General features: G+C 65.7%; 16 protein-coding genes. 3 read left to right on the forward strand and 13 right to left on the reverse strand.

Features of this window, described 5'->3' with window-relative positions; translation table 11 throughout:
- Positions 1-34 precede the first annotated feature (34 nt).
- From mazG to gspN, 5 genes are all read right to left on the reverse strand, one after another.
- Positions 35-844, reverse strand: coding sequence for a nucleoside triphosphate pyrophosphohydrolase (mazG, locus tag BMY90_RS14900; RefSeq protein WP_092705023.1), 810 nt, complete (start codon positions 842-844; stop codon positions 35-37).
- A 103-nt stretch (positions 845-947) separates the two neighbouring features.
- The gene (gene cysQ, locus BMY90_RS14905; RefSeq protein WP_092705024.1) at positions 948-1,769 is read right to left on the reverse strand and encodes a 3'(2'),5'-bisphosphate nucleotidase CysQ; all 822 of its coding nucleotides are present in this window, start codon (positions 1,767-1,769) and stop codon (positions 948-950) included.
- Positions 1,766-2,323, reverse strand: a complete 558-nt coding sequence (gene nudE / locus BMY90_RS14910) for an ADP compounds hydrolase NudE (RefSeq protein ID WP_092705025.1) — start codon at positions 2,321-2,323, stop codon at positions 1,766-1,768. Before nudE ends, cysQ begins: the two co-directional genes overlap by 4 nt.
- 25 nt (positions 2,324-2,348) lie before the next feature.
- The gene (locus BMY90_RS14915; protein ID WP_092705026.1) at positions 2,349-3,137 is read right to left on the reverse strand and encodes an inositol monophosphatase family protein; all 789 of its coding nucleotides are present in this window, start codon (positions 3,135-3,137) and stop codon (positions 2,349-2,351) included.
- Positions 3,137-3,919, reverse strand: a complete 783-nt coding sequence (gene gspN / locus BMY90_RS14920) for a type II secretion system protein N (RefSeq protein ID WP_139201768.1) — start codon at positions 3,917-3,919, stop codon at positions 3,137-3,139. Before gspN ends, BMY90_RS14915 begins: the two co-directional genes overlap by 1 nt.
- A gap of 265 nt (positions 3,920-4,184) precedes the next feature.
- Here gspN and BMY90_RS14925 point away from each other — a divergent pair, with 265 nt between their 5' ends.
- Positions 4,185-4,919, forward strand: coding sequence for a 16S rRNA (uracil(1498)-N(3))-methyltransferase (locus BMY90_RS14925; protein ID WP_092705028.1), 735 nt, complete (start codon positions 4,185-4,187; stop codon positions 4,917-4,919).
- Between the two features lie 50 nt (positions 4,920-4,969).
- Here the strand turns inward: BMY90_RS14925 and BMY90_RS14930 are convergent, their stop codons facing one another.
- The 7 genes from BMY90_RS14930 to pilG form a co-directional block, all read right to left on the reverse strand.
- On the reverse strand, positions 4,970-5,461 hold the full coding sequence (locus tag BMY90_RS14930; RefSeq protein ID WP_008211322.1) for a chemotaxis protein CheW: 492 nt from the start codon (positions 5,459-5,461) through the stop codon (positions 4,970-4,972).
- The gene (locus BMY90_RS14935; RefSeq protein WP_092705029.1) at positions 5,458-7,272 is read right to left on the reverse strand and encodes a chemotaxis protein CheB; all 1,815 of its coding nucleotides are present in this window, start codon (positions 7,270-7,272) and stop codon (positions 5,458-5,460) included. The genes BMY90_RS14930 and BMY90_RS14935 overlap by 4 nt, the downstream gene beginning before the upstream one ends.
- Entirely contained in the window at positions 7,269-13,436 is a 6,168-nt protein-coding gene (locus BMY90_RS14940; RefSeq protein WP_092705039.1) for a FimL-related protein, read from the reverse strand. The genes BMY90_RS14935 and BMY90_RS14940 overlap by 4 nt, the downstream gene beginning before the upstream one ends.
- A gap of 72 nt (positions 13,437-13,508) precedes the next feature.
- The gene (locus BMY90_RS14945; RefSeq protein ID WP_092705030.1) at positions 13,509-15,548 is read right to left on the reverse strand and encodes a methyl-accepting chemotaxis protein; all 2,040 of its coding nucleotides are present in this window, start codon (positions 15,546-15,548) and stop codon (positions 13,509-13,511) included.
- A 122-nt stretch (positions 15,549-15,670) separates the two neighbouring features.
- Positions 15,671-16,213, reverse strand: coding sequence for a chemotaxis protein CheW (locus BMY90_RS14950; protein ID WP_008212684.1), 543 nt, complete (start codon positions 16,211-16,213; stop codon positions 15,671-15,673).
- Between the two features lie 7 nt (positions 16,214-16,220).
- Positions 16,221-16,592, reverse strand: coding sequence for a response regulator (locus BMY90_RS14955; protein ID WP_008212682.1), 372 nt, complete (start codon positions 16,590-16,592; stop codon positions 16,221-16,223).
- 32 nt (positions 16,593-16,624) lie between these two features.
- Entirely contained in the window at positions 16,625-16,981 is a 357-nt protein-coding gene (gene pilG, locus BMY90_RS14960) for a twitching motility response regulator PilG (RefSeq protein WP_008212680.1), read from the reverse strand.
- A 347-nt stretch (positions 16,982-17,328) separates the two neighbouring features.
- Here pilG and gshB point away from each other — a divergent pair, with 347 nt between their 5' ends.
- Positions 17,329-18,291, forward strand: coding sequence for a glutathione synthase (gshB, locus tag BMY90_RS14965; protein WP_092705031.1), 963 nt, complete (start codon positions 17,329-17,331; stop codon positions 18,289-18,291).
- Positions 18,288-19,151, forward strand: a complete 864-nt coding sequence (locus tag BMY90_RS14970) for an energy transducer TonB (RefSeq protein WP_092705032.1) — start codon at positions 18,288-18,290, stop codon at positions 19,149-19,151. The genes gshB and BMY90_RS14970 overlap by 4 nt, the downstream gene beginning before the upstream one ends.
- 54 nt (positions 19,152-19,205) lie before the next feature.
- Here the strand turns inward: BMY90_RS14970 and BMY90_RS14975 are convergent, their stop codons facing one another.
- Positions 19,206-20,177, reverse strand: a complete 972-nt coding sequence (locus BMY90_RS14975) for an alpha/beta fold hydrolase (protein ID WP_245735055.1) — start codon at positions 20,175-20,177, stop codon at positions 19,206-19,208.
- Between the last annotated feature and the right edge of the window lie 57 nt (positions 20,178-20,234).

Consider the following 20,234-nt stretch of genomic DNA (forward strand, 5'->3'; position numbering starts at 1 on the left):
GGTTGCAGGCCGGCTCGAACATCGCCGGATCCTGTCACTTGCCCTTTTCAGCCGCCTTGACGCGTTGCCACAGTGCCTCTTGTGCGGAAAGATCATGCGCAGCCATGCCGCGCCCTTCCGCACGGGCCAACGCTTCCATGCCGCGGAAACGCCGCTCGAACTTCGCATTGGCATGGCGCAGCGCACGCGAAAAATCCACGCCGGCATGGCGCGCCAGGTTCACCATCACGAACAGCACGTCGCCGATCTCGTCTTCGAGCCGCGCCGGATCGGCGCCGGCGTCGAATTCCGCACGCACTTCGTCGACTTCCTCGGCCAGCTTGTCCAGCACCGGGCGATGGTCCGGCCAGTCGAAGCCCACGCCGGCCGCACGCTGCTGCAGCTTCAGCGCACGCTTCCATTCCGGCAAACCGTGCGAGATGCCGGCCAGCGCGCTGTCATCGTGGGCATCGCCTTTCGCCGCGCGCTCGGCCGCCTTGATCTCGTCCCAGGCGCGCTTCTGCGCATCCAGGTCGTCGTAATGCGTGTCGCCGAATACGTGTGGATGACGGCGAATCATCTTGTTGCTGATGGCATCGGCCACGTCGGCGAAATCGAACAACCCGCGCTCCTCGGCCATGCGTGCATGGAACGCCACCTGCAGCAGCAGGTCGCCCAGTTCGTCGCGCAAGTCATCCCAGTCGCGCCGGTCGATCGCATCGACCACCTCGTAGGCTTCCTCGAGCGTGTACGCCGCGATGCTGTCGAAATCCTGCTGCACATCCCACGGGCAACCGTGTTCGGGATCGCGCAGGCGCGCCATGATGGTGAGCAGGTCAGCGAGAGTGTGGCGGGTGATGGTCATGAGAGAGGAGTGAGGGAAGAGAAGTGAGGCGTGAGAGAAGGCAAAAGCCTGCCGGCTGCGGGGTTTTCTCTCACTTCTCACTCCTCATTTCCCACTCCTCGCCTTATGGCAAGCCGGCGTCGCGCAACTTCCGCGTCCAGTCGATACCGCTGTCGCCTACGGCGATGAACTCGGGGTTCAGCAGCGATTCGCCACGGTTGTAGCGGAACGGCTGGCCATGGAGATCGAGCACCGCGCCACCGGCTTCCTCCAGCACGCACTGTGCCGCGGCCGTGTCCCATTCACTGGTGGGGCCGCGACGCAGGTAGACATCCGCCGCGCCGCGCGCGATCAGGCAGAACTTCAGCGAGGAACCCAGCGGCTGCAATTGGTAGTCGTCGCCCAGCATGTGGCGCAACGTGTCTTCCTGCGCACCGCCATGCGAACGGCTGCCGGCCACGCGTGCCGGCCGCGCTAGCGCACGCGTGGCGATACGCTGCCACGCCCCGCCTTCATGCGCCTGTTGCCACGCGCCGTGCCCTTGCGCGGCCGCGAACAGTTCGCCAGTCACCGGCGCCAGCACCACGCCGAGCACGCTGTGATGGTTCTCGATCAAGGCGATGTTGACGGTGAACTCGCCGTTGCGCTTGACGAACTCGCGGGTGCCATCGAGCGGGTCGACCAGCCAGTAACGCGTCCATTGGCGACGCTGCTCCCACGGCAATTGGCGCGCCTCTTCGGACACGATCGGCCACACCGGATCGAGCGAGGCCAGGCCAGCGGCGATCACCTTCTGCGCGGCCAGGTCCGCAGCGGTCAACGGCGAATGGTCGGCCTTGAACTCGACCTCGAAATCCTGCCGATAGATCGCCATGATCGCGTCGCCGGCGCGCCGCGCCAGCGCGCCCACCTGCTCCAGCAAGGCGTGCCCAAGAGCGCCGCTCACGGCAATTTCCAGCGGCCGGCGAGATACTCGCGCGCCATGAACAACGCGGCGATCGAACGTCCTTCGCTGACCTCCTCGCGTCCGATCAGCTCATGCAGTTCGGACAATTTCCACGGCACCACTTCAAGCTCTTCCGGCTCGTCGCCAGGCAGGCGTTCGGGGTACAGATCCTGCGCCAGCACCACATGAGCCACGTGCGTCATGTAGGCCGGCGACAGCGTCAGCGCATGCAGGTTCTTCAGCTTGCGCGCGCCGTAACCGATCTCTTCCTTCATCTCGCGATCGGCGCCCTGCTCGGCCGTCTCGCCGTGATCGAGCTTGCCCTTGGGCAGGCCCAGCTCGTAGCGGTTCACGCCTACGCTGTACTCGCGCACCAGCAGCACGGTCTCGTCATCGAGCATCGGCACGATGATGACCGCGCCGGGACCGCGCCCCTTGAGACGCTCGTAGGTGCGCCGTTCGCCGTTGGAAAATTCCAGGTCGACCTGCTCGACATGCAGGAAATGGCTGGTACCGGTATCGCGCGTGGCGTGGATGACGGGGAGCTTGGGCATCGTTCGATTGTAGCGCGCAGCCGCCTCAGCTGACGGCCGGAAGCACCAATCGGCGCAATGCCTGCGCGTGAATCTCCGGCGTGCCGGCCAGAACGCTGCGCGTATCCAGCGTCAGTGGCAGGCCTTCCAGATCGGTGAACACGCCGCCCGCTTCACGCACGATCACCGCCAACGCAGCAATGTCGAGAATGTTCACGTCCGATTCGACCACCAGGTCCAGCGCACCGCGCGCGAGCAGGTGGTAATGGCAGAAATCGCCGTAGCCACGGATCCGGTTGCTGTCGCGGATCAAGGCGCCCATGGCATCCCAGCGCGCGTCGCCGGTGAGTGTTTTCACGTTGCCGGTGGAGATCGACGCCTGCGCCATGTCGCGGGTATTCGCCACGTGCACACGCTCGCCTTCGAACCATGCGCCGCCCCCGGCATGCGCCCACATCGTTTCGCCATACACCGGTGCGCTGGACACGCCCAGCACCAATTCGCCGCGGTCCATCAGCGCAATCTGGGTGGAGAAAAACGGCGTTCGGCGCACGAAACTCTTGGTGCCATCCAGTGGATCGACCAGCCACAGCAGGCCATCCCGCGCACCGTCCAGGCCAAATTCTTCGCCGTAGATCGAGGCTTCCGGCAGCGCCGCGTGCAACACCTTGCGGATCGCCTGCTCGGCCTCGCGGTCGGCTACCGTCACCGGCGTGGCATCGCTCTTGATCTCCACCTCGACGCCACGGCTCCAGTAATGGCGGATCACTTCCGCGGCCGCCTGCGCCGCCTCGCGCGCGGCAGCCAGTGCCGCTTCCAGTTGCATCGGGGTCATCATTGCTCCATCCGGGAAGTGAGTCGGGCCAGGCCACCGCTGCCGTGCAATTGCAACGAACCGTCCGGCGCGAGTTTTCCGAAACCGGCCAGCCACTGGCGCAGCACGGGATCGTTCGTGCGCGGCTTCAACGCCAGCATGTAACGCCAGCTCAGCGGACTCAGCGATGCATGGCCTGTGGCCTGCAGCGGCCCCGTGCCAGCATCGCCAAGCTCCAGCTGAATGACTCCGCCATTACCCTGCGCGTGCAGGTGAAAGTTTCCCAACATCACGCGCCGACCGTTTTCATCCACCGACGCGTTCTGCCATTGCGCATCCGCATCCAGCTGCATCGGCCAGATGCCCTGCACGCGAGCGTCCACGATATGGACGTTTAGCCGTCCATGCAAGCTATTTCCGCGCACCCAGGGCAATCCGTCGAACAACGCCGCATCGGCCTGCAGCCGCACATGACTCCAGTCGACCACACTGGCGGAGAGGCGATGCAGCGTGCCATCAAACGTCACGCCGGGCTTCTGCAACGCCAGTTGCAACCGGACATCACCCAGCAAGGCACGCCGCGACAAGGTCCACTGCACCTGGCCAATATCCATGCCATCAGCCGAAAGCACCCGCCCGGCGCGCCCATGCCAGACCAGGCCATCGACTTGCTCAAGCCGCATTCCGTGCAGGCGCGGCCCCAATGCGGCCACCGCCCAACGCGCCGGCATGAACCACACCAGCAAGGCCAGTGCGAGCACCAGCGCGGCCACGCCCATCACCATGATCCGCAGGATCTTCAAGCACTCATCCTCGTTCGCGGGGTTTGTCGCATGCAGGCGACCGGTCACGTGACGGATGATAAAGGGCGCCCGGGAAAACCGTCGCCCTCTCCAACGCTGGCGGCAGTGTGCGTTCAGCCGCGGAACCGGCGAGAACCGCCATCCGGTGCGGGATCGACCAATGTCCGCTCACGCGGATGCCCGGATCGAGCCGTCCCAAGCACTACCGCTGTTCCGGCCATGGCCAGGAGCGTTATGCTGGCAAGCCGTTTCAGCGTCCCATGTCATGCGCACCATCCGCATCCACGTCGAACAGCCACTGGCCATTGGCTGCGAATTGAGCCTTCCCGCCCAGGCCGCCGAACACGTCGCGCGCGTGTTGCGCATGACGGCAGGCGCCCCGCTCACCGTGTTCAACGGCGACGGCCATGACTATGACGCAGTCATTCTCGCCGTTGGCAAGCGCGAGATTTCCCTGCGCGTGGAGCAAGGTCGCCGCATCGACAACGAGTCGCCACTGCGTCTGACCCTCGCGCAAGGCGTGGCGCGCGGCGAGAAGATGGACTTGATCGTGCAGAAGGCCACCGAGCTGGGCGTGAGCCGGATCGTGCCGCTGCTGACCGAGCGCTCCGAGGTAAAGCTGGATGCCGCCCGCGCCGAAAAGCGGCTGACGCACTGGCGCGCCGTGGCGGCCAGTGCCTGCGAGCAAAGCGGACGCGCCCGCCTGCCTGAAATCACTGCCGCCACGCCCCTGCAGGCGTGGCTGGACAACCTTCGCGGTGACGAGGCCCTGCGCCTGGCGCTGCTGCCGGAAGGCACGCAACAGGCGCGCGCGCTGGACTTCGGCGACGCCGGTGGCTTGCTGGTGGTGGGGCCGGAAGGCGGCCTGGGCGAACGCGATGTCGCGGCCCTGGTCGATGCCGGCTTCGCCGGCTTGCGGCTGGGGCCGCGTATCCTGCGCACGGAAACCGCCGGCCTCGCCGCTCTGGCGGCGCTGCAGGCCTTGCACGGGGACATCTAGGAGCCTGGTCGTGCAAAGGGCGGCGACAGTCACCCGCCGCCGGATCGGCTTCAGGCAGCGCCGGCCTCTTCATCCAGATCCAGCAGGCGGGCCAGCTCGGCCTCGATACCTTCCAGATCAGGGATCACCGCCACGTCGTCGCGCACCAGCACCTGGGCCTTGACGCCCGGCGGCAAGGCATTGCCGTCATGGGTGGGGATGATCAGCTCGGCATTCAACGTGGTCAGTCGCGGGAAGCCCTGGGTGACCACGGCCACGAACGGCATGCGCGAGTTGCCGCCCAACGCCTTGAGCACAGCCACGCGCACGGCAAGATCGGCGTCGCCCTCCTTCGCACCGGCGAGCCTGGTGAAGGCCACCAGCGGCACGCGCCAGCCGCGCCAGGCGATACGGCCCAGCAACCAGTCCGGCGCGCCCTCGACCGTTTCGGGCGTGGGCATCGTGATCACTTCGGCCACGGTGGCATTGGGCAGCAACAGACGCAGGTTGCCCACCGGGACCAGCACGCAGCGGATTTCGCGCGGCAGTTCTTGTTCGCTCATTGCCGACCTTCCATCTGGAACTCTTCGACCAGGTGCGCCGCCAGCTCGTGCGGCGTACCGGAAAATTGCGACAGGTGCTCGGCCATGACGCCGCTGACCATGTCGGCGAAATGCTCACCGGACGAGGCTTCCACCCAGACCTTGCCGCCGCGGTCATGAATGGCCTGACAGCCGCCCACCGCATCGGTGGAACTGCCGGCGAACACGATGGCCACCGCATCGCGACCGAATACGCTGGCCGCCATGGTGAAACTCACGTCGATCGACGGCGCCGAAGTGGATGTCCCGCCGATCGGCTGCAATTCGATGCTGCCGTCGCGCAACAGGCGCACCTGCCGATCGGACGGCACCACCAGCACTTCGCCGATCCGCGCGCGCAAGCCGGGCTCCACCAGCCGCACCGGCAACGCACAATGCTGCGCGAGGTATTCCACCAGCCCATCCGCCGGTTTGCCAGCCAGGTGCTGGGTATGCAGCACGGTGACGCGCAATCCGGCCGGCAATGCGGACAGGAAGCGGCACACCGATTCGGTGCCTTCGGTAGTGGCGCCGAGCACGACCAGGCGGCTCAGTGCACTGCCCAGGTCATCCAGCATGAATTCATTCGGCTCGTAGTGTTGCGGCGCGATGGCTTCCTCGATGGAGAGCAGCTCCAGGCTGAGGCCCGGCTCCATCGGCGAAACCTCCAGGCCCCCGTTCGCATCGGGTGCCAGGAAATCGGCCGCACTGACCTTTTCAATGCCGAAATCGGAGGCGTCATGACGGACCGGGGCCTCGGCTTCGGGCGCGGTAGTGACCGCCGCATCCTGGTCCAGCAAATCCCACGCAGGGGCCGCCGGCGCGGTCACGTCGGCATGCTTCGATGCCGAGGCCAACGGCGGCGCATCGTCGTCATTCGCCAGCAGCGAAAGATGGTCGAGATCGAATGTCGGCGCCGCCGGCTTCGCCTCGGCGTGCCCGGCCGGTGACTCGGAGGCATCGGCGAAAGCCAGCTCCGGCCCGGCCGCTACCGCCTGATCGGAAGCGGCATCGGAAACGACCGGCTGCGCATCGCCATGGTCAGCCAACGGCGCGGAAAAGTCGCCGTCATAAAGCGGTGGCAATGTCGCATCCGCATCAAACGCGTTGTCGGCACCGGTATCGGCCGACTCGGAATCCTGCTGTTCATCGGCAGCGAGCAAGGCTTCGAGCTCGGCTGCCAGGGTTTCCGACTCGGCGACCGTATGCTGCGACTCCGTGTCGTCGGAGACCGCGGCCGGCGACGGCAACGGCGGCGGCATGGCGACCGCCTCGGCCACCGATTCGGCAGCAGCCGGCGACGATTCGACAGCTTCCGCCGCGATCGGCGGTGGCATCACCTCAACCGCGGAGTCGGCAGCGGGAACCGCCGCCGCTTCGGAGGCCACGGCCTCCGTCCCCATGGTCTGGATATCCACCTGGCGCGCATGTTCGGGGCGCGGTGGATCGATATCCCCCTCGGCCATGACCTTGACCGCGAGATGCCGCGCCCAGCGTGCGCGGTCCCAGCCGTCGAGACCCCGACTGGCCTGGGCATCGTTGAAAACCACCCGCGGCCGGTCACCATCGAGCATGCCGTAGAGCCGGTCGAGCGCCTCGTCATCGGCCTCGTCATCGAGGTTGACCACCACCACGCTGGCGCCTGCGTCGAGCAGGCGCGCATGATCGAGATCGGCCAGCGTCCCCTCGTGCACGATGCGCGCGCCGCGTTCGCTCAGCGCAGCCCGTAGTTGGCCGCCCAGCTCGGCATCATCGAACAACAGGGCGACGGCAGTACGGGTTGAATCGTTCATTGACCGGCCTCCATGGCCCGTTGTTCCATCATTTCGCCGATTTGCGCGAGCAGTTCCGCTTCCTGGTACGGCTTGCCGAGATAACGTTCGACGCCGATGTCGAAGGCGCGCTGGCGATGCTTTTCGCCAGTACGCGAGGTGATCATGATGATCGGCACCTGGCGCAGGCGCGGATCGGCCTTCATGTGAGTGGCCAGCTCGTAGCCGTCCATCCGCGGCATCTCGATATCGAGCAGCATCAGGTCGGGCACGCGTTCGGCCAGCTTCTCCAGTGCGTCGACGCCGTCCTTCGCGGTGACCACTTCGTACTCGTGGCGCTCCAGCACGCGACCGGTGACCTTGCGCATGGTGATCGAGTCATCCACCACCATCACCAGCGGCAGTGCGCGGACATCCTCGATGGCCGGCATCTGCACCACGTCGAGGCCTTCGGCAAGACGCTGTTCGCGACGGCCGATGCCATGGCGAACCAGCGGCGCCAGGTCGAGAATGACCAGCACCGAACCGTCGCCCATGATGGTGGCACCGAGGATGCCCGGTACCGAGCTGACCTGCGGACCGACCGACTTGACCACGATTTCGCGCGAACCGATCACCTCGTCGATGCGAATCGCCGCACGCAGGTCGCCCGAACGGGTCAGCAGCAGCGGCAGCTGTTCCTCGTCGCCGAAGTGCGGCACCGGCTGGCCCAGCAATTCGGCCAGGTCGTGGATGCCGTATTCCTCGTTGTTGTACTCGAAGGAGGGATCGTGCCCGGCCATGCGCCGGACCAGCTCGTCCGGGTTGATCCGCGCCACACCCTGCACCGAGGTCATCGGGATGGCGAAGTTGGACTCGCCGATGCGCACCAGGATGGCCTGGGTCACCGCCAGCGTGAACGGCAGGCGCAACACGAAGGTCGTGCCCTTGCCCTGCTGCGAATCGATCGCCAGCGAACCGCCGAGCTGCTTGATCTCGTTGGCCACCACGTCCATGCCCACGCCGCGACCGGCCAACTGGGTCACCTTGTCGACGGTGGAGAAGCCGGTCTGCGTGATCAGGCCCAGCAACTGTTCGTCACCGGGCTTGGCATCTGCGGAGAGCAGGCCACGCTCGACCGCGCGCTGGCGGATCGCTTCGCGATCGAGGCCACGACCATCGTCGCTCACGCGCACCACTACCTCGGTGGCTTCGCGCGCCACGCGGATGCGGACCGCACCTTCCGCCGATTTGCCCGCCTTGCGACGCTCGTCGGGTGACTCGATGCCGTGGGCCACCGCGTTGCGCAGCATGTGCTCGAACGGCGCCTTGATGCGATCGAGCAGGTTGCGGTCCATTTCGCCGTGGGCGCCTTCGACGTGGAGCTGGGCACTCTTGCCCTGCTCCTGCGCGGCCTGGCGCAAGGTACGACGAAGATTCGGCACCATCGTGTCGAACGGCAGCATGCGCGTGCGCAGCAAGCCTTCCTGCAGCTCCGAACTCACGCGCGACTGCTGGATCAGCAGCGTTTCGGCCTGTCGGGTCAGTTCATCGAGCATGCTCTGGATGGACACCAAGTCGGATACCGACTCGGCCAGCGCACGCGAGTACTGCTGCAACTGCGAGAAACGATCCAGCTCGAGCGGGTCGAACGTGGCCATGCCGGCCTCGCGATGCTCGTGCTGGTAACGCGCGATGATCTGCGCCTCGGTTTCGATTTCCAGCATGCGCAGCTGACTGCGAAGACGCTGCACGGTCTGGTCCAGTTCGACCAGGTTGAAACGGTAACCGGACACCTGCTGTTCCAGGCGCGAGCGGTAGATGGCCACCTCGCCGGCATGGTTCACCAGGTTGTCGAGCAGTTCCGCGCGAACGCGGATCTGTTCCTGCTGCGTGCCGGGGAAGAACTCTTCGGGCGCGCTTTCGTCGGGCAGCAGCGAAGGCAGTTCCGCCGCCGGCGCGGCGTGGGCCGCCGAGCCGGTCGCTTCGCCGGCTTCCGTGGCGACCGGCGCCTTGCCGGTCCAGGCCAGCAGGTGATCGATCATCGCCTGCGGATAGACGATCGGATGACCGTGGGTGACGCGCTGAACCAGGTCATGCAGCCGGTCGAACGCAACCTCAAGCGTGGCAATCAGCAGCGGCACCTGCGGGGAACCCGCTTCGGGCGGATGCTCGAGCACGGTTTCGATGGCGTGTGCCAGATCGCCGACCGGTGCCAGGCCAGAGATTCGCGCACCACCCTTGAGCGTGTGCAGGTCGCGCAGCAGGCTCGCCACGTGGGCGGACTCGTCGGGCTCGACGCGCCACTGTGCCAGCACCGCATCGGACTGATCGAGGATCTCGTGTGCTTCCTCGCCGAACACTTCCAGCAGATCGGGATCGATCTCGCCGAAGCTGATCTCCGGACCGGTTTCCGCCGGTACCACGACCCGGGCGGTCACGACCGGAGCGGCCGGCACGGCAGACGGCTCGGCCGGAACCGCGGCGGGTTCGACCGGCGCGTGCTCGTGTTCGGCCTCCGTCGGAGCGGTCGTTGCGGACGGCTCCGTGATGTCCGAGGCCACGTCGGCGACATCGTCGACCGGCTCAGGCTCGGATGCCACTTCCTCGACAGGCTTCGCCGCATCGGAATCGACGGTTTCGGCGGCGGCAACCACGGGCTCGTGGATGCCGTGATGCACGGCTTCGGATGGCTCGGCTTCCGCGGCGATCTCGTCCGGCGCGGAGGGCACCTCCGCCGCCACGGCGGATTCGTCGAGCACCGTTGCCTCATCCGCTGGTGCGGAAATTTCCGCAGCGGCGTCAGTCAGCTCGCCGGCATCGGCTGCCTCGACATCGCGGGCCTCGACCGGGGTTTCCGCATCTGCTGTCGCTTCATCGTGCGCTTCGCCTTCGCCCGCATGCGCGTCGAATGCCTCCAGCGCCGGCGTCGACGCGGCGCCGTGGCCCGCAGGCTCCAGCACTTCGTCCAGACTGGCCAGCAACGCCGCAAAATCCTCGTCATCGGCATCTTTCGACTGCGCGGCAGGCGATGCCGGCAACGGCTCGGCGGTGTCGATATCGAACCCGGCCAAGGCCGCTTCGAGATCGGCGGCATGATCGTCGTAATCGGACTCGTCGTCTCGCACCGGTTCGTGCGATTCCGGCGCTTCCGGCCCGGCCTGCACCGTGTCGACGGCCGCGATCTCATCGTCCTGTGGCTCGAACACCACGTGCGCCACCTGCGGCTCCGGCTCCTGGTCGCGCAATTCGGCGAGACGTGCGGTCAACGCGTCGGCATCCGGCAATTGCGGCTGCGCGGCATCGAACTGCGCCATGACCTGGTCGACCACATCGGCGCTGCGGCCGAGCAGGCGCACACCCTCGGTGGATAGCGGATGACCCGCGCCGCGCAGACGCTTGAGCAGGCTTTCCAGCGGTGACAGCAGGCGCGTCAGCAACGGAATGTCGACCATCGCGATGGCGCCGTGCAGGGTATGCACCGCACGCAACAGGCCATCGTCCACCACCAGCTCGCCATCGGCGCGGGCCACGGCCGTGCGAATGGTCTGCAGGTACTGGGCCACTTCGCTGCGCAGGATTTCCAGCAACACGGGATCCACCGGCGGCAATACCGGACCCGGCAGTGTCTCGTCGGCCGAGGATGCCGACGCTGGCGCCGGCGCGGCCTCGACCCCGGCCAGGCTGGCCGCGGGAATGGCGTTGGCGGCGATCTGCGCACGCGGCACGCGGCGCTTCACCATGCGGCGCACGGTATGCATCGCGCCCACGAGTTCCTCGACGCGAGCCGTGTCCTGGCCTTTGCCCAGGCGCTCGGCGGTTTCCATGATCGCGCTGAACGGTGCATCCGGCGTGCCGTTGCCTTCAAGCGCTGTCAGCAACTGCGGCAACGCGGCGATGGCGTGACGCACCAGTGCCTGCACGCCTTCGTGCGGCTGGATGCTGCCATCCAGCACGCGGTTGAGCATGTCCTCCACCTTCCAGGAGAACTCGCCCAGCACGCGGGCGCCGACCAGGCGACCGGAACCCTTGAGGGTGTGGAACGAACGCCGGATCGGCGTCAGCGAGGCCAATCGTTCGGGATCAGCCAACCAGGCTTTCTCGCCCGCCTGCAAATTGGTGATCTCTTCCTGCATTTCCTCCAGGAAGATCTCGCGGATCTCGTCGTCGATGCCATCGGTACCCGCCTGGAAGCCGGCATCGGCAGCCAGCGGATCCACGGCGGGTGCCTGCTCGACAACCTCTTCCTCGATTTCGACCCAGTCGTCGGCTTCGCCGCTCTCGTCGCCGACCGGCGCGGGCGGCGCCAAGGCTTCGGTTTCGACCAGGTGCAAGCCGCCGACATCGTGCGCAGCAGCCGGAGGCATGTCGTTGTCGCCGATGAAAAGTGCGCTGGAGTCCTGCCCGTGGGCAAGACTGACCGTCTCGGAAAGAGCCGGTTCCGTCGTCACCGGCGGGGCCACCGGGACCACCTCCGCCGCTTCGCTCGCGGCACGGGCGGCCGGCGGAGGCCAGTAACCCAGCTCGCCGAGACCATGCTCGGCCACGTCGAGGATGTGTTCGAGGCCGCCGCGATGCTCGCGCGCGGCTTCAAGGTAATACTCCAACGCCGCCAGCGCATCGGCCAGCTGGTCCATCTGCACGCTGGTCGGCACGCACTTGTCGGCCAGCAACTCATTGCCGATGAAACGGCCGATGCCTTCGGCGATCTGGCCCGGGCGCGGCGAGGACAACATGCGCATGGCGCCTGCCACCTCGTCCATCAGGGCGGGGGCATCGGCCAACTGGACATGCTGCCAGCCCGACTCGACGAAGGCCACGATGGCGTCCTTCACCTTGCCGGTGTTGGCGATGGCCTCGTGCATCAAGGTCGCCAGGATGTGCCGGGCTTCGCTGCGTGGCAGCAACGTGGCCGGCGCTTCCTCGGCCTGGCCGCCTTCGGCGCCAAGGCTTTCGATGTGATCGTCCAGCGAGGCTTCGACGTAGAGCAGCGCACCGGCCACGTCGAGCAGGGTCTCCTCGTCGGCCGGGCGGACGCGATTGGCGATATCGGCCAACACGCGACGCTGCTCGGTCACCACGCGACGCGGCACGGCCAGCGCCAGCATGCCGAGCGTATCGCCCACGCGGTCGAGCACTTCGGTCTGTTCGGCCAGACGTGCCGGATCGGCGTCCTGCTGGCGCAGGAACAGGTCGAGCGCATCCTTCACACGCAGCAGGTCATCCTTCAACGCGCGCGATACGGAGTCGAGCAAGGCGCGGTTGTGGCCAGCCATCGAGCCTCGCGCGTGTTCCAGTTCGCCAGCATCGGGCAGCAGGCCTTCGAGGCCATACGTCTGCGCCAGCAAGGTCATCTGCGGACTGCGCTGCTTGGCCTGGGCCACGATGTACAGCAGCTTGCGGGCCAGGTCGTCGGCATCGCTGTCGCGCAGGCTTTCCTCGCCATGCTCGATCAGCTGGCGAATGCTGCGGTCGACCTTGCCGATCAACTGCCGCACTTCGGCGGCATGGCTCTTCAGCACGCCCTGGTCGAGGCCTTCGAGCACGCCCGCGGCGATCCACCAGAGACGGCGACCGGGAACCGTGGCGCAACGCGCGGCAATGGCGTGCAGCGTGTTGCGCATGCCGGCCAGTTGCTGCTGCGTGCCCTGTCCACGAAACCAGGCCAACAACTGCTGCTGGAAGCGCAGGCGCAGTTCGGCGATCTCGCCACGATGCTGCGCGGCGTCTCCGCTACTGGCGGCCGGGGCTTGTGGCGGCAGCGGCGCATCCAGATTCGGGGTGAACAGCGCCGATTCGCTCAGTGCCTCCTGCTCGCGGCTGGCGCGCAGTTCGTTGAGCAGCGGCAACAGCACCACCGGTACATCACGGTGCCCGCTGGACAGGCGCTCCAGATAATCGGGCAACTGCATCAGGCCGCGCATCAGCGCGGCATACGCTTCCTCGCGCTGGGCGACATGTTCCTCGAGCAGTGAGATGGCAAGCGTCTCCATCTCCTCGGCGACCATCGCCGCGCCATACAGCTCGACCATGCGCAGGGTGCCCTGCACCTGGTGCAGGCTGTCCGCGCACGAGCGCATGACGTCGCGGTCGCCCGGATTGTCGACGTAGGCTTCCAGCGCTTGGCGGGCAACCCCCAGCGTCTCGTCGAGCTCGGGCTTGACCCACTGCAGCGTGGTGAAATTGATGTTGTCTTGAAGTCTCATGCGCCCCTCACAGCGGTTGCGCAACAGCGCATCGCGCAACCGTCGAGGTTGCCCCCTGTCGTGTGACTGTCATCAGCCCGGTAGCTTGAAGTGGGCCACCGAACGCCGCAGGTCGCTCGCCAGCTGGGCCAGGTAGCCGATCGACTCGGCCGTCTGGCTCGCGCCCTGCGAGGTTTGCGAGGTAATTTCCTGAATCGCGTTCATCGATTGCGAAATGTCGGTCGCCGCCGCGGACTGCTGACGCGCCGCGGTGGAGATGTTCTGAATCAGCGACGACAGATCGTGCGACACGCGCTCGATGTCACCCAGTGCGCTGCCGGCGTCCTCCGCCTTGCGTGCACCGGCGACCACCTCGGCGGTGGTCTGTTCCATCGAGTTCACCGCTTCATTGGTATCGGACTGAATGGTCTGCACCAGCGTTTCGATTCGCTTGGTCGCGCTGGCCGAGCGTTCGGCCAGTCGCTGCACTTCGTCCGCCACCACCGCGAAACCGCGGCCCGCCTCACCGGCCGAAGCCGCCTGGATGGCCGCGTTCAGGGCGAGGATGTTGGTCTGCTCGGCAATGTCGTTGATCAGTTCCACGATCGAGCCGATCTCCTGCGAGGATTCGCCCAGCCGCTTGATGCGCTTGGAGGTTTCCTGGATCTGGTCGCGAATGGAGTCCATCCCCGAGATCGTCTCGCGCACCACGCCGGCACCGTGCGAAGCGATTTTCACCGAGCGCTCGGCCACGTCGGCCGACTCGGCGGAATCCTTCGACACGTTATCCATCGAGCTGGCGATCTGGTTGATCGCGCTGGTGGCCGTGCTGATCCGCTGTGCCTGCTGCTGTGCCGCGTCGGCCAGGTGGCGCGCGGTGGTCTGCGTTTCCTGCGCCGACGAGGACACCTGCTCGGAGGTCTCGTTGATCGTGGTCACCAGGGTGCGCAGCTCGTCGATGGCGTAGTTCACCGAGTCGGCGATGGCGCCGGTGATGTCCTCCGACACCGTGGTCTTCACGGTCAGGTCGCCTTCGGCCAGCGAGCCCATTTCGTCCAGCAGGCGCATGATCGCCTCCTGGTTGCGCTGGTTCAGCTCGGCACTGCTGGCGAAACGGCGGCGCTGATCGCTCACCAGCGAGATCACCAGCAGCAGTGCGAAGAGCACCGCGGCCACGGCGCCGATGACGCCCCACCACACGTTCGGGAAGATCCGGCGCACTGGCAGCTTGCTGATCTGGTCGGCCAGGTCATTGGCGCGCAGCAGCACGTTCTGCGAGTCCAGCGAAGCCTGGTTGCCTGCGCTCTTCACCTCGGCGAGATTGGTGCCTGCGGCGACCAGCTTGGACAGTGGATCGCCCAGCTTGCCCCAGCTGTCCTGCATGCCATCGAGGATCTTGCGCGCATTGGCGTCCTTGATCTCCTTGATGCCGATGCTGGAGTTGCCTTCCTGCAGGCCCTTCAGCACTTCGCCGTAGGACTGCGCGTCGCGCGCCAGGCCGTCGGCGGCCGCCTGCTCGGAGTCGCCGCCCTGCAGCACCTCCTGCACGCGACGGATAATGCGGTCAGCCAGCAACATCTGGCGCGACGTACCGAGCATCTGGTCGGGACTGCCCTTGCGCTGCTGCAGGATGTTGACCACCTGCTCCATTTCGGAGTTGAGCAACGGCAACTGCTTGGAAAGATCGTCGGCGCGCTGGTTGGAGTCGAGCACCACGGCCTTGTTGGACAGGATCTTGCCGATGTCGCCATCGAGCTTTTTCCATGCCCCGGCCAGCTTGTCGACCGCGCGGCCCGCTGCCGTGGCCGCCTGGCCCGACTTGTCCGAATACGGGTGCATGCCGCTCTTGGGGTCGCCCTTGACCAGTCGCTGCACGGCCGAGTCGATGGCGTCACGCGTACCTTCCAGCTCGGCGAACGAGCCGGCATTGCCGCCCGACGATTCGATGGCGTATTTCGCGGTCTGCTGCGAAAGCACCTGGATCTGCGTGGTCAGCGCAATGGCCTGCCGATCCTCGTTGTTCTTCACGTTGAGGAAGTAGAAATCCAGTGCCGCGAAACCGATCGCCGCGACCAGCAAGACAATGAGGAAGGTATACCCCCTCTCCTTGCCGACGCCCCCTGTTGTGCTCATGTGCTTCACCTCACCCGTCTACAACGACATGCCACGCAAGACTTTCCGCGTCGGCCCGGGGCCATGCTGCCCCTTCATTTTCCGGCCACAGAAGGCACCGGCCATGTGATCTTTGCCCGCCGTCAGGCCGCCGCCTGGCGGAAATCCGGGGCACGTACCAATTTGTTCATGCTGAGCAGCGTGAATTGCTGTTCGCCCACGGCCACCTTGTCATCCGCGAAGCGCGACAGGCGTGGGTCTTCCTCATGCTCGGCATGGCTGCGCTGTTCGGCATCCACGGTGCGCTGGCCGAAGACCTCGTCGACCAGCAGCGCCACGTTGCCGCCGCCCTGGCGCACCACCAGCAAGCGGGTGCGCTCGGACATCGTGGTGCGCTCACCGAACAGGAACCGCCCCAGGTCGACCACCGGCACCAGGTTGCCGCGCACGTTGGCCACGCCAAGCAGCCACGGCAGCGTGCCCGGCACCGGGGTAAGCCCCGGCACGGCGAGCAGTTCGTTGATCTCGTCGATCGCGCTGACGAAGGTGCGATCGCCCGCGCGGTAACCGATGCCGCGCCACAGCCCCGGAGCCTCCAGGTTTTCCGGCGTATCGGAGGCGTGCGCCAGCGACAGTCGCTCGTAGCGGGCCAGGATCTCGAACGGAGAGTGGGCAGCGTTGGTCATGATCGCCTCATGCCGCGTTCGGCAACAGATCGTTGATGCATGCCAGCAGGTCCTTCTCGTTCACCGGCTTGGTGATGAAGGCCTTGGCACCCTGGCGCATGCCCCAGACGCGATCGGTCTCCATCGACTTGGTGCTGATCATCACGATCGGCACGTTCGCAGTGACCGGGTCGCGGCTGAGCGTGCGAGTGGCCTGGAAACCGTTCATGCCGGGCATGATCACGTCCATGATCACCAGGTCGGGCTGTTCGGCGCGCACGCGTTCGATGCCTTCCTCGGCGGTACCCACGGACTGGACGGCATGACCCGCCCGCTCGAGCAGCGTGGTGAACACGCGAACGTCGGTGGGTGAGTCATCGATGATGAGGATATTGGCCACAGGTCCCCCTTCAGACGCTGCAGTCACTGGCTTCAAACCGTGCTGACATGGCGGTGGATGGCACCAAGCAGCTCGTCACGAGTGAACGGCTTGGTGAGATATTGCTCGGCACCGACGATGCGGCCGCGGGCCTTGTCGAACAGGCCGTCCTTCGAGCTCAGCATGATGACCGGCGTGGCTCGAAACTGCGGGTTGTTCTTGATCAGCGCGCAGGTCTGATAGCCATCGAGTCGCGGCATCATGATGTCGACGAAGATGATGACGGGCCGCTGGTCGGAAATCTTCGCCAGTGCCTCGAAGCCATCGACGGCGGTAAGCACGTCGCAGCCTTCCTTTTTCAGCAAGGTCTCTGCCGTGCGGCGGATGGTCTTGGAGTCATCGATCACCATGACTTTCAGACCGGCCAGGCCGTTATTGCCTACGTTCAAGTTCACTCATTCCCCCCTGCGACCTGCCCCAGGCTCAGGTGCGGCGCAAGACTCCGGCCAGAGGCCGTCAGCTTGCGCAGATAAAAAACGGATTGCAAAAACCCTATCGTGCGCCCGTGCCGTGCCGGAACGCCTCCAAGCCTTGCTGTTTACTGCCTGACTGTCCATCCGTCAAGGATCAATTCAGCTTGGGTGCCATTGTCCGGGCTTCGCACCTGCCTGCGCAACACCTTGCCGCACAAGGATCAACTCGGCGACCATCAGCAGTCGGCGACACCCGCTTGGCACACCCTTCACCGGAGTACACGATGGCCCTTTCGATCGCGATGCTGATGGACCCCATCGGCGCCATCAAGCTGGCCAAGGACACCAGTTTCGCCATGTTGCTGGAAGCCCAGCGCCGTGGTCACGCCCTGTTCTACATGGAACAGGGCGACCTGGCCCTGCGCGACGGCGTGCCGTTCGCACGCCTTGCGCCACTCACCGTGAAGGACGACCCCGCCGGCTGGTTCACCTTGGGCGAACGGAAGTGGCGCGACCTGCGCGAGATGGACGTGCTGCTGCAGCGCAAGGACCCGCCGGTGGATGCCCAGTTCATCTACGACACGATGGTGCTGGAAGCGGCCCAGCGCGGCGGCGTGAACGTGGTCAACGACCCGCGCGCCCTGCGCGACTGCAACGAAAAACTGTTCGCGCTGCAGTTCCCGCAATGCATCGCGCCGACCCTGGTCTCGCGTGACGCCGGCGAGTTGCGCCGTTTCGTGGCCGAACACGGCGAGGCCGTGCTGAAGCCGCTGGACGGCATGGGTGGGCGCGGCATCTTCCGTGTGAAAGCCGGCGACAGCAACCTCAACTCGATGCTGGAAACCCTGCTGGCCGGCGGCCCGCATGGCGAAGGGCGCCAACTCACCATCGCCCAGAAATTCATCCCGCAGATCAGCGCAGGCGACAAGCGCATCCTGCTGATCGACGGCGAACCGGTGCCCTACGCGCTGGCCCGCATTCCGCAGGGCGACGAATTCCGCGGCAACCTGGCCGCCGGTGGCCGCGGCGAGGGCGTGCCGCTGTCCGAGCGTGATCGCTGGATCGCCGCCCAGGTGGCACCGGAACTGCGTCGGCGCGGACTGCGTTTCGTCGGTCTGGACGTGATCGGCGACTACCTGACCGAGATCAACGTCACATCCCCGACCTGCGTCCGCGAACTGGACGCGCAGTTCGGGCTTAATATCGCCGGTCTGCTGTTCGACGCCATCGAGAAAGCTCCAGCGTGAGTACTGTCGTTCCCCGTTCCAACGCCGACCCGATCGGCGCCACGATCCTGTTTTCGCTGCTGCTGCATGGCGTGCTGCTGCTGGGCCTCACGTTCCACTTCGCCAAGCCCAGGCCCGGCTTGCCGACGATGGACGTCACGCTGATGAACGTGGCCAACCAGCAGGCGCCGGACAAGGCGGACTTCCTCGCCCAGGCCAACAACAGCGGCGGCGGCAACAGCGCCAAGGCAGCACGCCCGTCGGAGCTGTTCTCCGGCCTGCTGCCCAAGCCCGACCCCGGTACTGCACCACGGCCGGTGAGCGCCAGCACGCCCAAGCCGCAACCGGCCACCCCGCAGCGCATGCTGACCACCAGCGGCCACGGCGATTTCACCGTGGACAGCGACAACGCCCATCCCGAACGCGACACGCCGGACACCGCCAGCGCCGATGACGCCCGCCTGCAGCAGGAAATGGCCCAACTGGCTGCCGAAGTACGCAACCAGACCGAGGCCTACGCCAAGCGCCCGCACAAGAAATTCATCTCGGCCAATACCCGGGAATACGCTTACGCCGCCTACATGCGTGGCTGGGTCGATCGCATCCAGCGCGTCGGCAACCTGAACTACCCGGACGAAGCGCGCCGGCGCAACCTGCATGGCGACCTGGAGCTGACCGTAGGCCTGAACCGCGACGGCAGCATCCACAGCATCGACGTGATCCGCAGTTCCGGCCACGCGCTGCTGGACAAGGCCGCCGAAAACATCGTGCGGCTGTCCGCCCCCTTCCCGCCACTGCCGCACGACAAGCACCGGGTCGACATCCTCTACATCACCCGCACCTGGCAATTCCTGCCCGGCAACGTGCTGCGCAACCGCTGAGAATACGTCAACGAGGCAAGAGCAGACTCTGCCGCGGCGAGCCCCTGGACGATGTCAATCCGCGCCTGCGCCCTCGGCGATATCCTCGCGGAAAAAAGCGGCAAGTTCGGATGTGACTGCGGCGGGTTGTTCTTCCGGTAGAAAATGTCCGCAATCTGCAAGGGTGACGCCACGAACATTATCAGCGAAGGCTTTTAGCGGCGTAGCCATGTCCGGAATGGATCCCTGATCGGAACCCAGCGTCAACACGGGCATGGCAAGCTTTCCCATTGCGGCAAAAGCCCGGTTCTGACGTGCCGATTCCGGCGCCGACCGATAGTAAGCCAAGCCGGAACGCAAACCACCCGGCAACATCAATGCACGCAAGTACTCAACCACATCCTCATCCGAAAAAACGGATGGGTCGGCAGCCTTTCGACGCAGGAACCAGGCCAGATATTCACGCTCGTGACCCGCGATCAGCAATTCCGGCAAATCCGGAATCACGTGAAAGGCGAAATGCCAGGTTCGCCATGCCAGTTCCGGAGCAATCGGTAATGCATCCGGCAGCGTCACACCAGGAATGCCTGCATCAAGAAGCGCCAATCTTCGAACTCCCGTGCCGTATTGCCGGGCAAAGGAATAGGCAACCCACGCCCCCACATCATGCGCCGCCAGAACATGGCGTTCGATACCGAGCCGTTGCAGCAGGCTGTGCAATTTTGTCGCGAGCGACCCGGTGTCGTAACCATCGCCAGGGCGATCGGAATCGCCCTGCCCGGGTAGATCAACCACCACGACATCATGCGTTATCGCCAAGCCTGGCATGACCTTCCGCCACGCGTACCAGCTTTGTGGAAACCCCGCCAGAAGAACCACGGTCTCGCCGCCTGGCCGCCCTCCCCGAACGTAATGCAGCCTGATGCCTTCAACGGTTGCAAAGTGATGCGCAAAACCATGTGGTACCGCATGAAAGCCGAATGAGGACGTCGGCGCAGCCATCCGCGCGTCCGCAACGGGTCGCATGTCATTTGACTGATCGTGCATGGGATATACCTCTTGGAATAATTTGGAAATATTTATTTCCAAATAGTGCAAAAAAAT

Source organism: Rhodanobacter glycinis (assembly GCF_900114325.1).
Lineage (GTDB): Bacteria > Pseudomonadota > Gammaproteobacteria > Xanthomonadales > Rhodanobacteraceae > Rhodanobacter_A > Rhodanobacter_A glycinis.

Bases quoted from the DNA above. Each gene is read 5' to 3' on its own strand.
- BMY90_RS14930 (WP_008211322.1), bottom strand. From the start codon at position 5,461: ATGAGCGAACAAGAACTGCCGCGCGAAATCCGCTGCGTGCTGGTCCCG.
- BMY90_RS14935 (WP_092705029.1), bottom strand. From the start codon at position 7,272: ATGAACGATTCAACCCGTACTGCCGTCGCCCTGTTGTTCGATGATGCC.
- pilG (WP_008212680.1), bottom strand. From the start codon at position 16,981: ATGGTGATCGATGACTCCAAGACCATCCGCCGCACGGCAGAGACCTTG.
- BMY90_RS14925 (WP_092705028.1), top strand. From the start codon at position 4,185: ATGCGCACCATCCGCATCCACGTCGAACAGCCACTGGCCATTGGCTGC.
- BMY90_RS14940 (WP_092705039.1), bottom strand. From the start codon at position 13,436: ATGAGACTTCAAGACAACATCAATTTCACCACGCTGCAGTGGGTCAAG.
- BMY90_RS14945 (WP_092705030.1), bottom strand. From the start codon at position 15,548: ATGAGCACAACAGGGGGCGTCGGCAAGGAGAGGGGGTATACCTTCCTC.
- mazG (WP_092705023.1), bottom strand. From the start codon at position 844: ATGACCATCACCCGCCACACTCTCGCTGACCTGCTCACCATCATGGCG.
- BMY90_RS14950 (WP_008212684.1), bottom strand. From the start codon at position 16,213: ATGACCAACGCTGCCCACTCTCCGTTCGAGATCCTGGCCCGCTACGAG.
- BMY90_RS14975 (WP_245735055.1), bottom strand. From the start codon at position 20,177: ATGCACGATCAGTCAAATGACATGCGACCCGTTGCGGACGCGCGGATG.
- nudE (WP_092705025.1), bottom strand. From the start codon at position 2,323: ATGCCCAAGCTCCCCGTCATCCACGCCACGCGCGATACCGGTACCAGC.
- BMY90_RS14915 (WP_092705026.1), bottom strand. From the start codon at position 3,137: ATGACCCCGATGCAACTGGAAGCGGCACTGGCTGCCGCGCGCGAGGCG.
- gshB (WP_092705031.1), top strand. From the start codon at position 17,329: ATGGCCCTTTCGATCGCGATGCTGATGGACCCCATCGGCGCCATCAAG.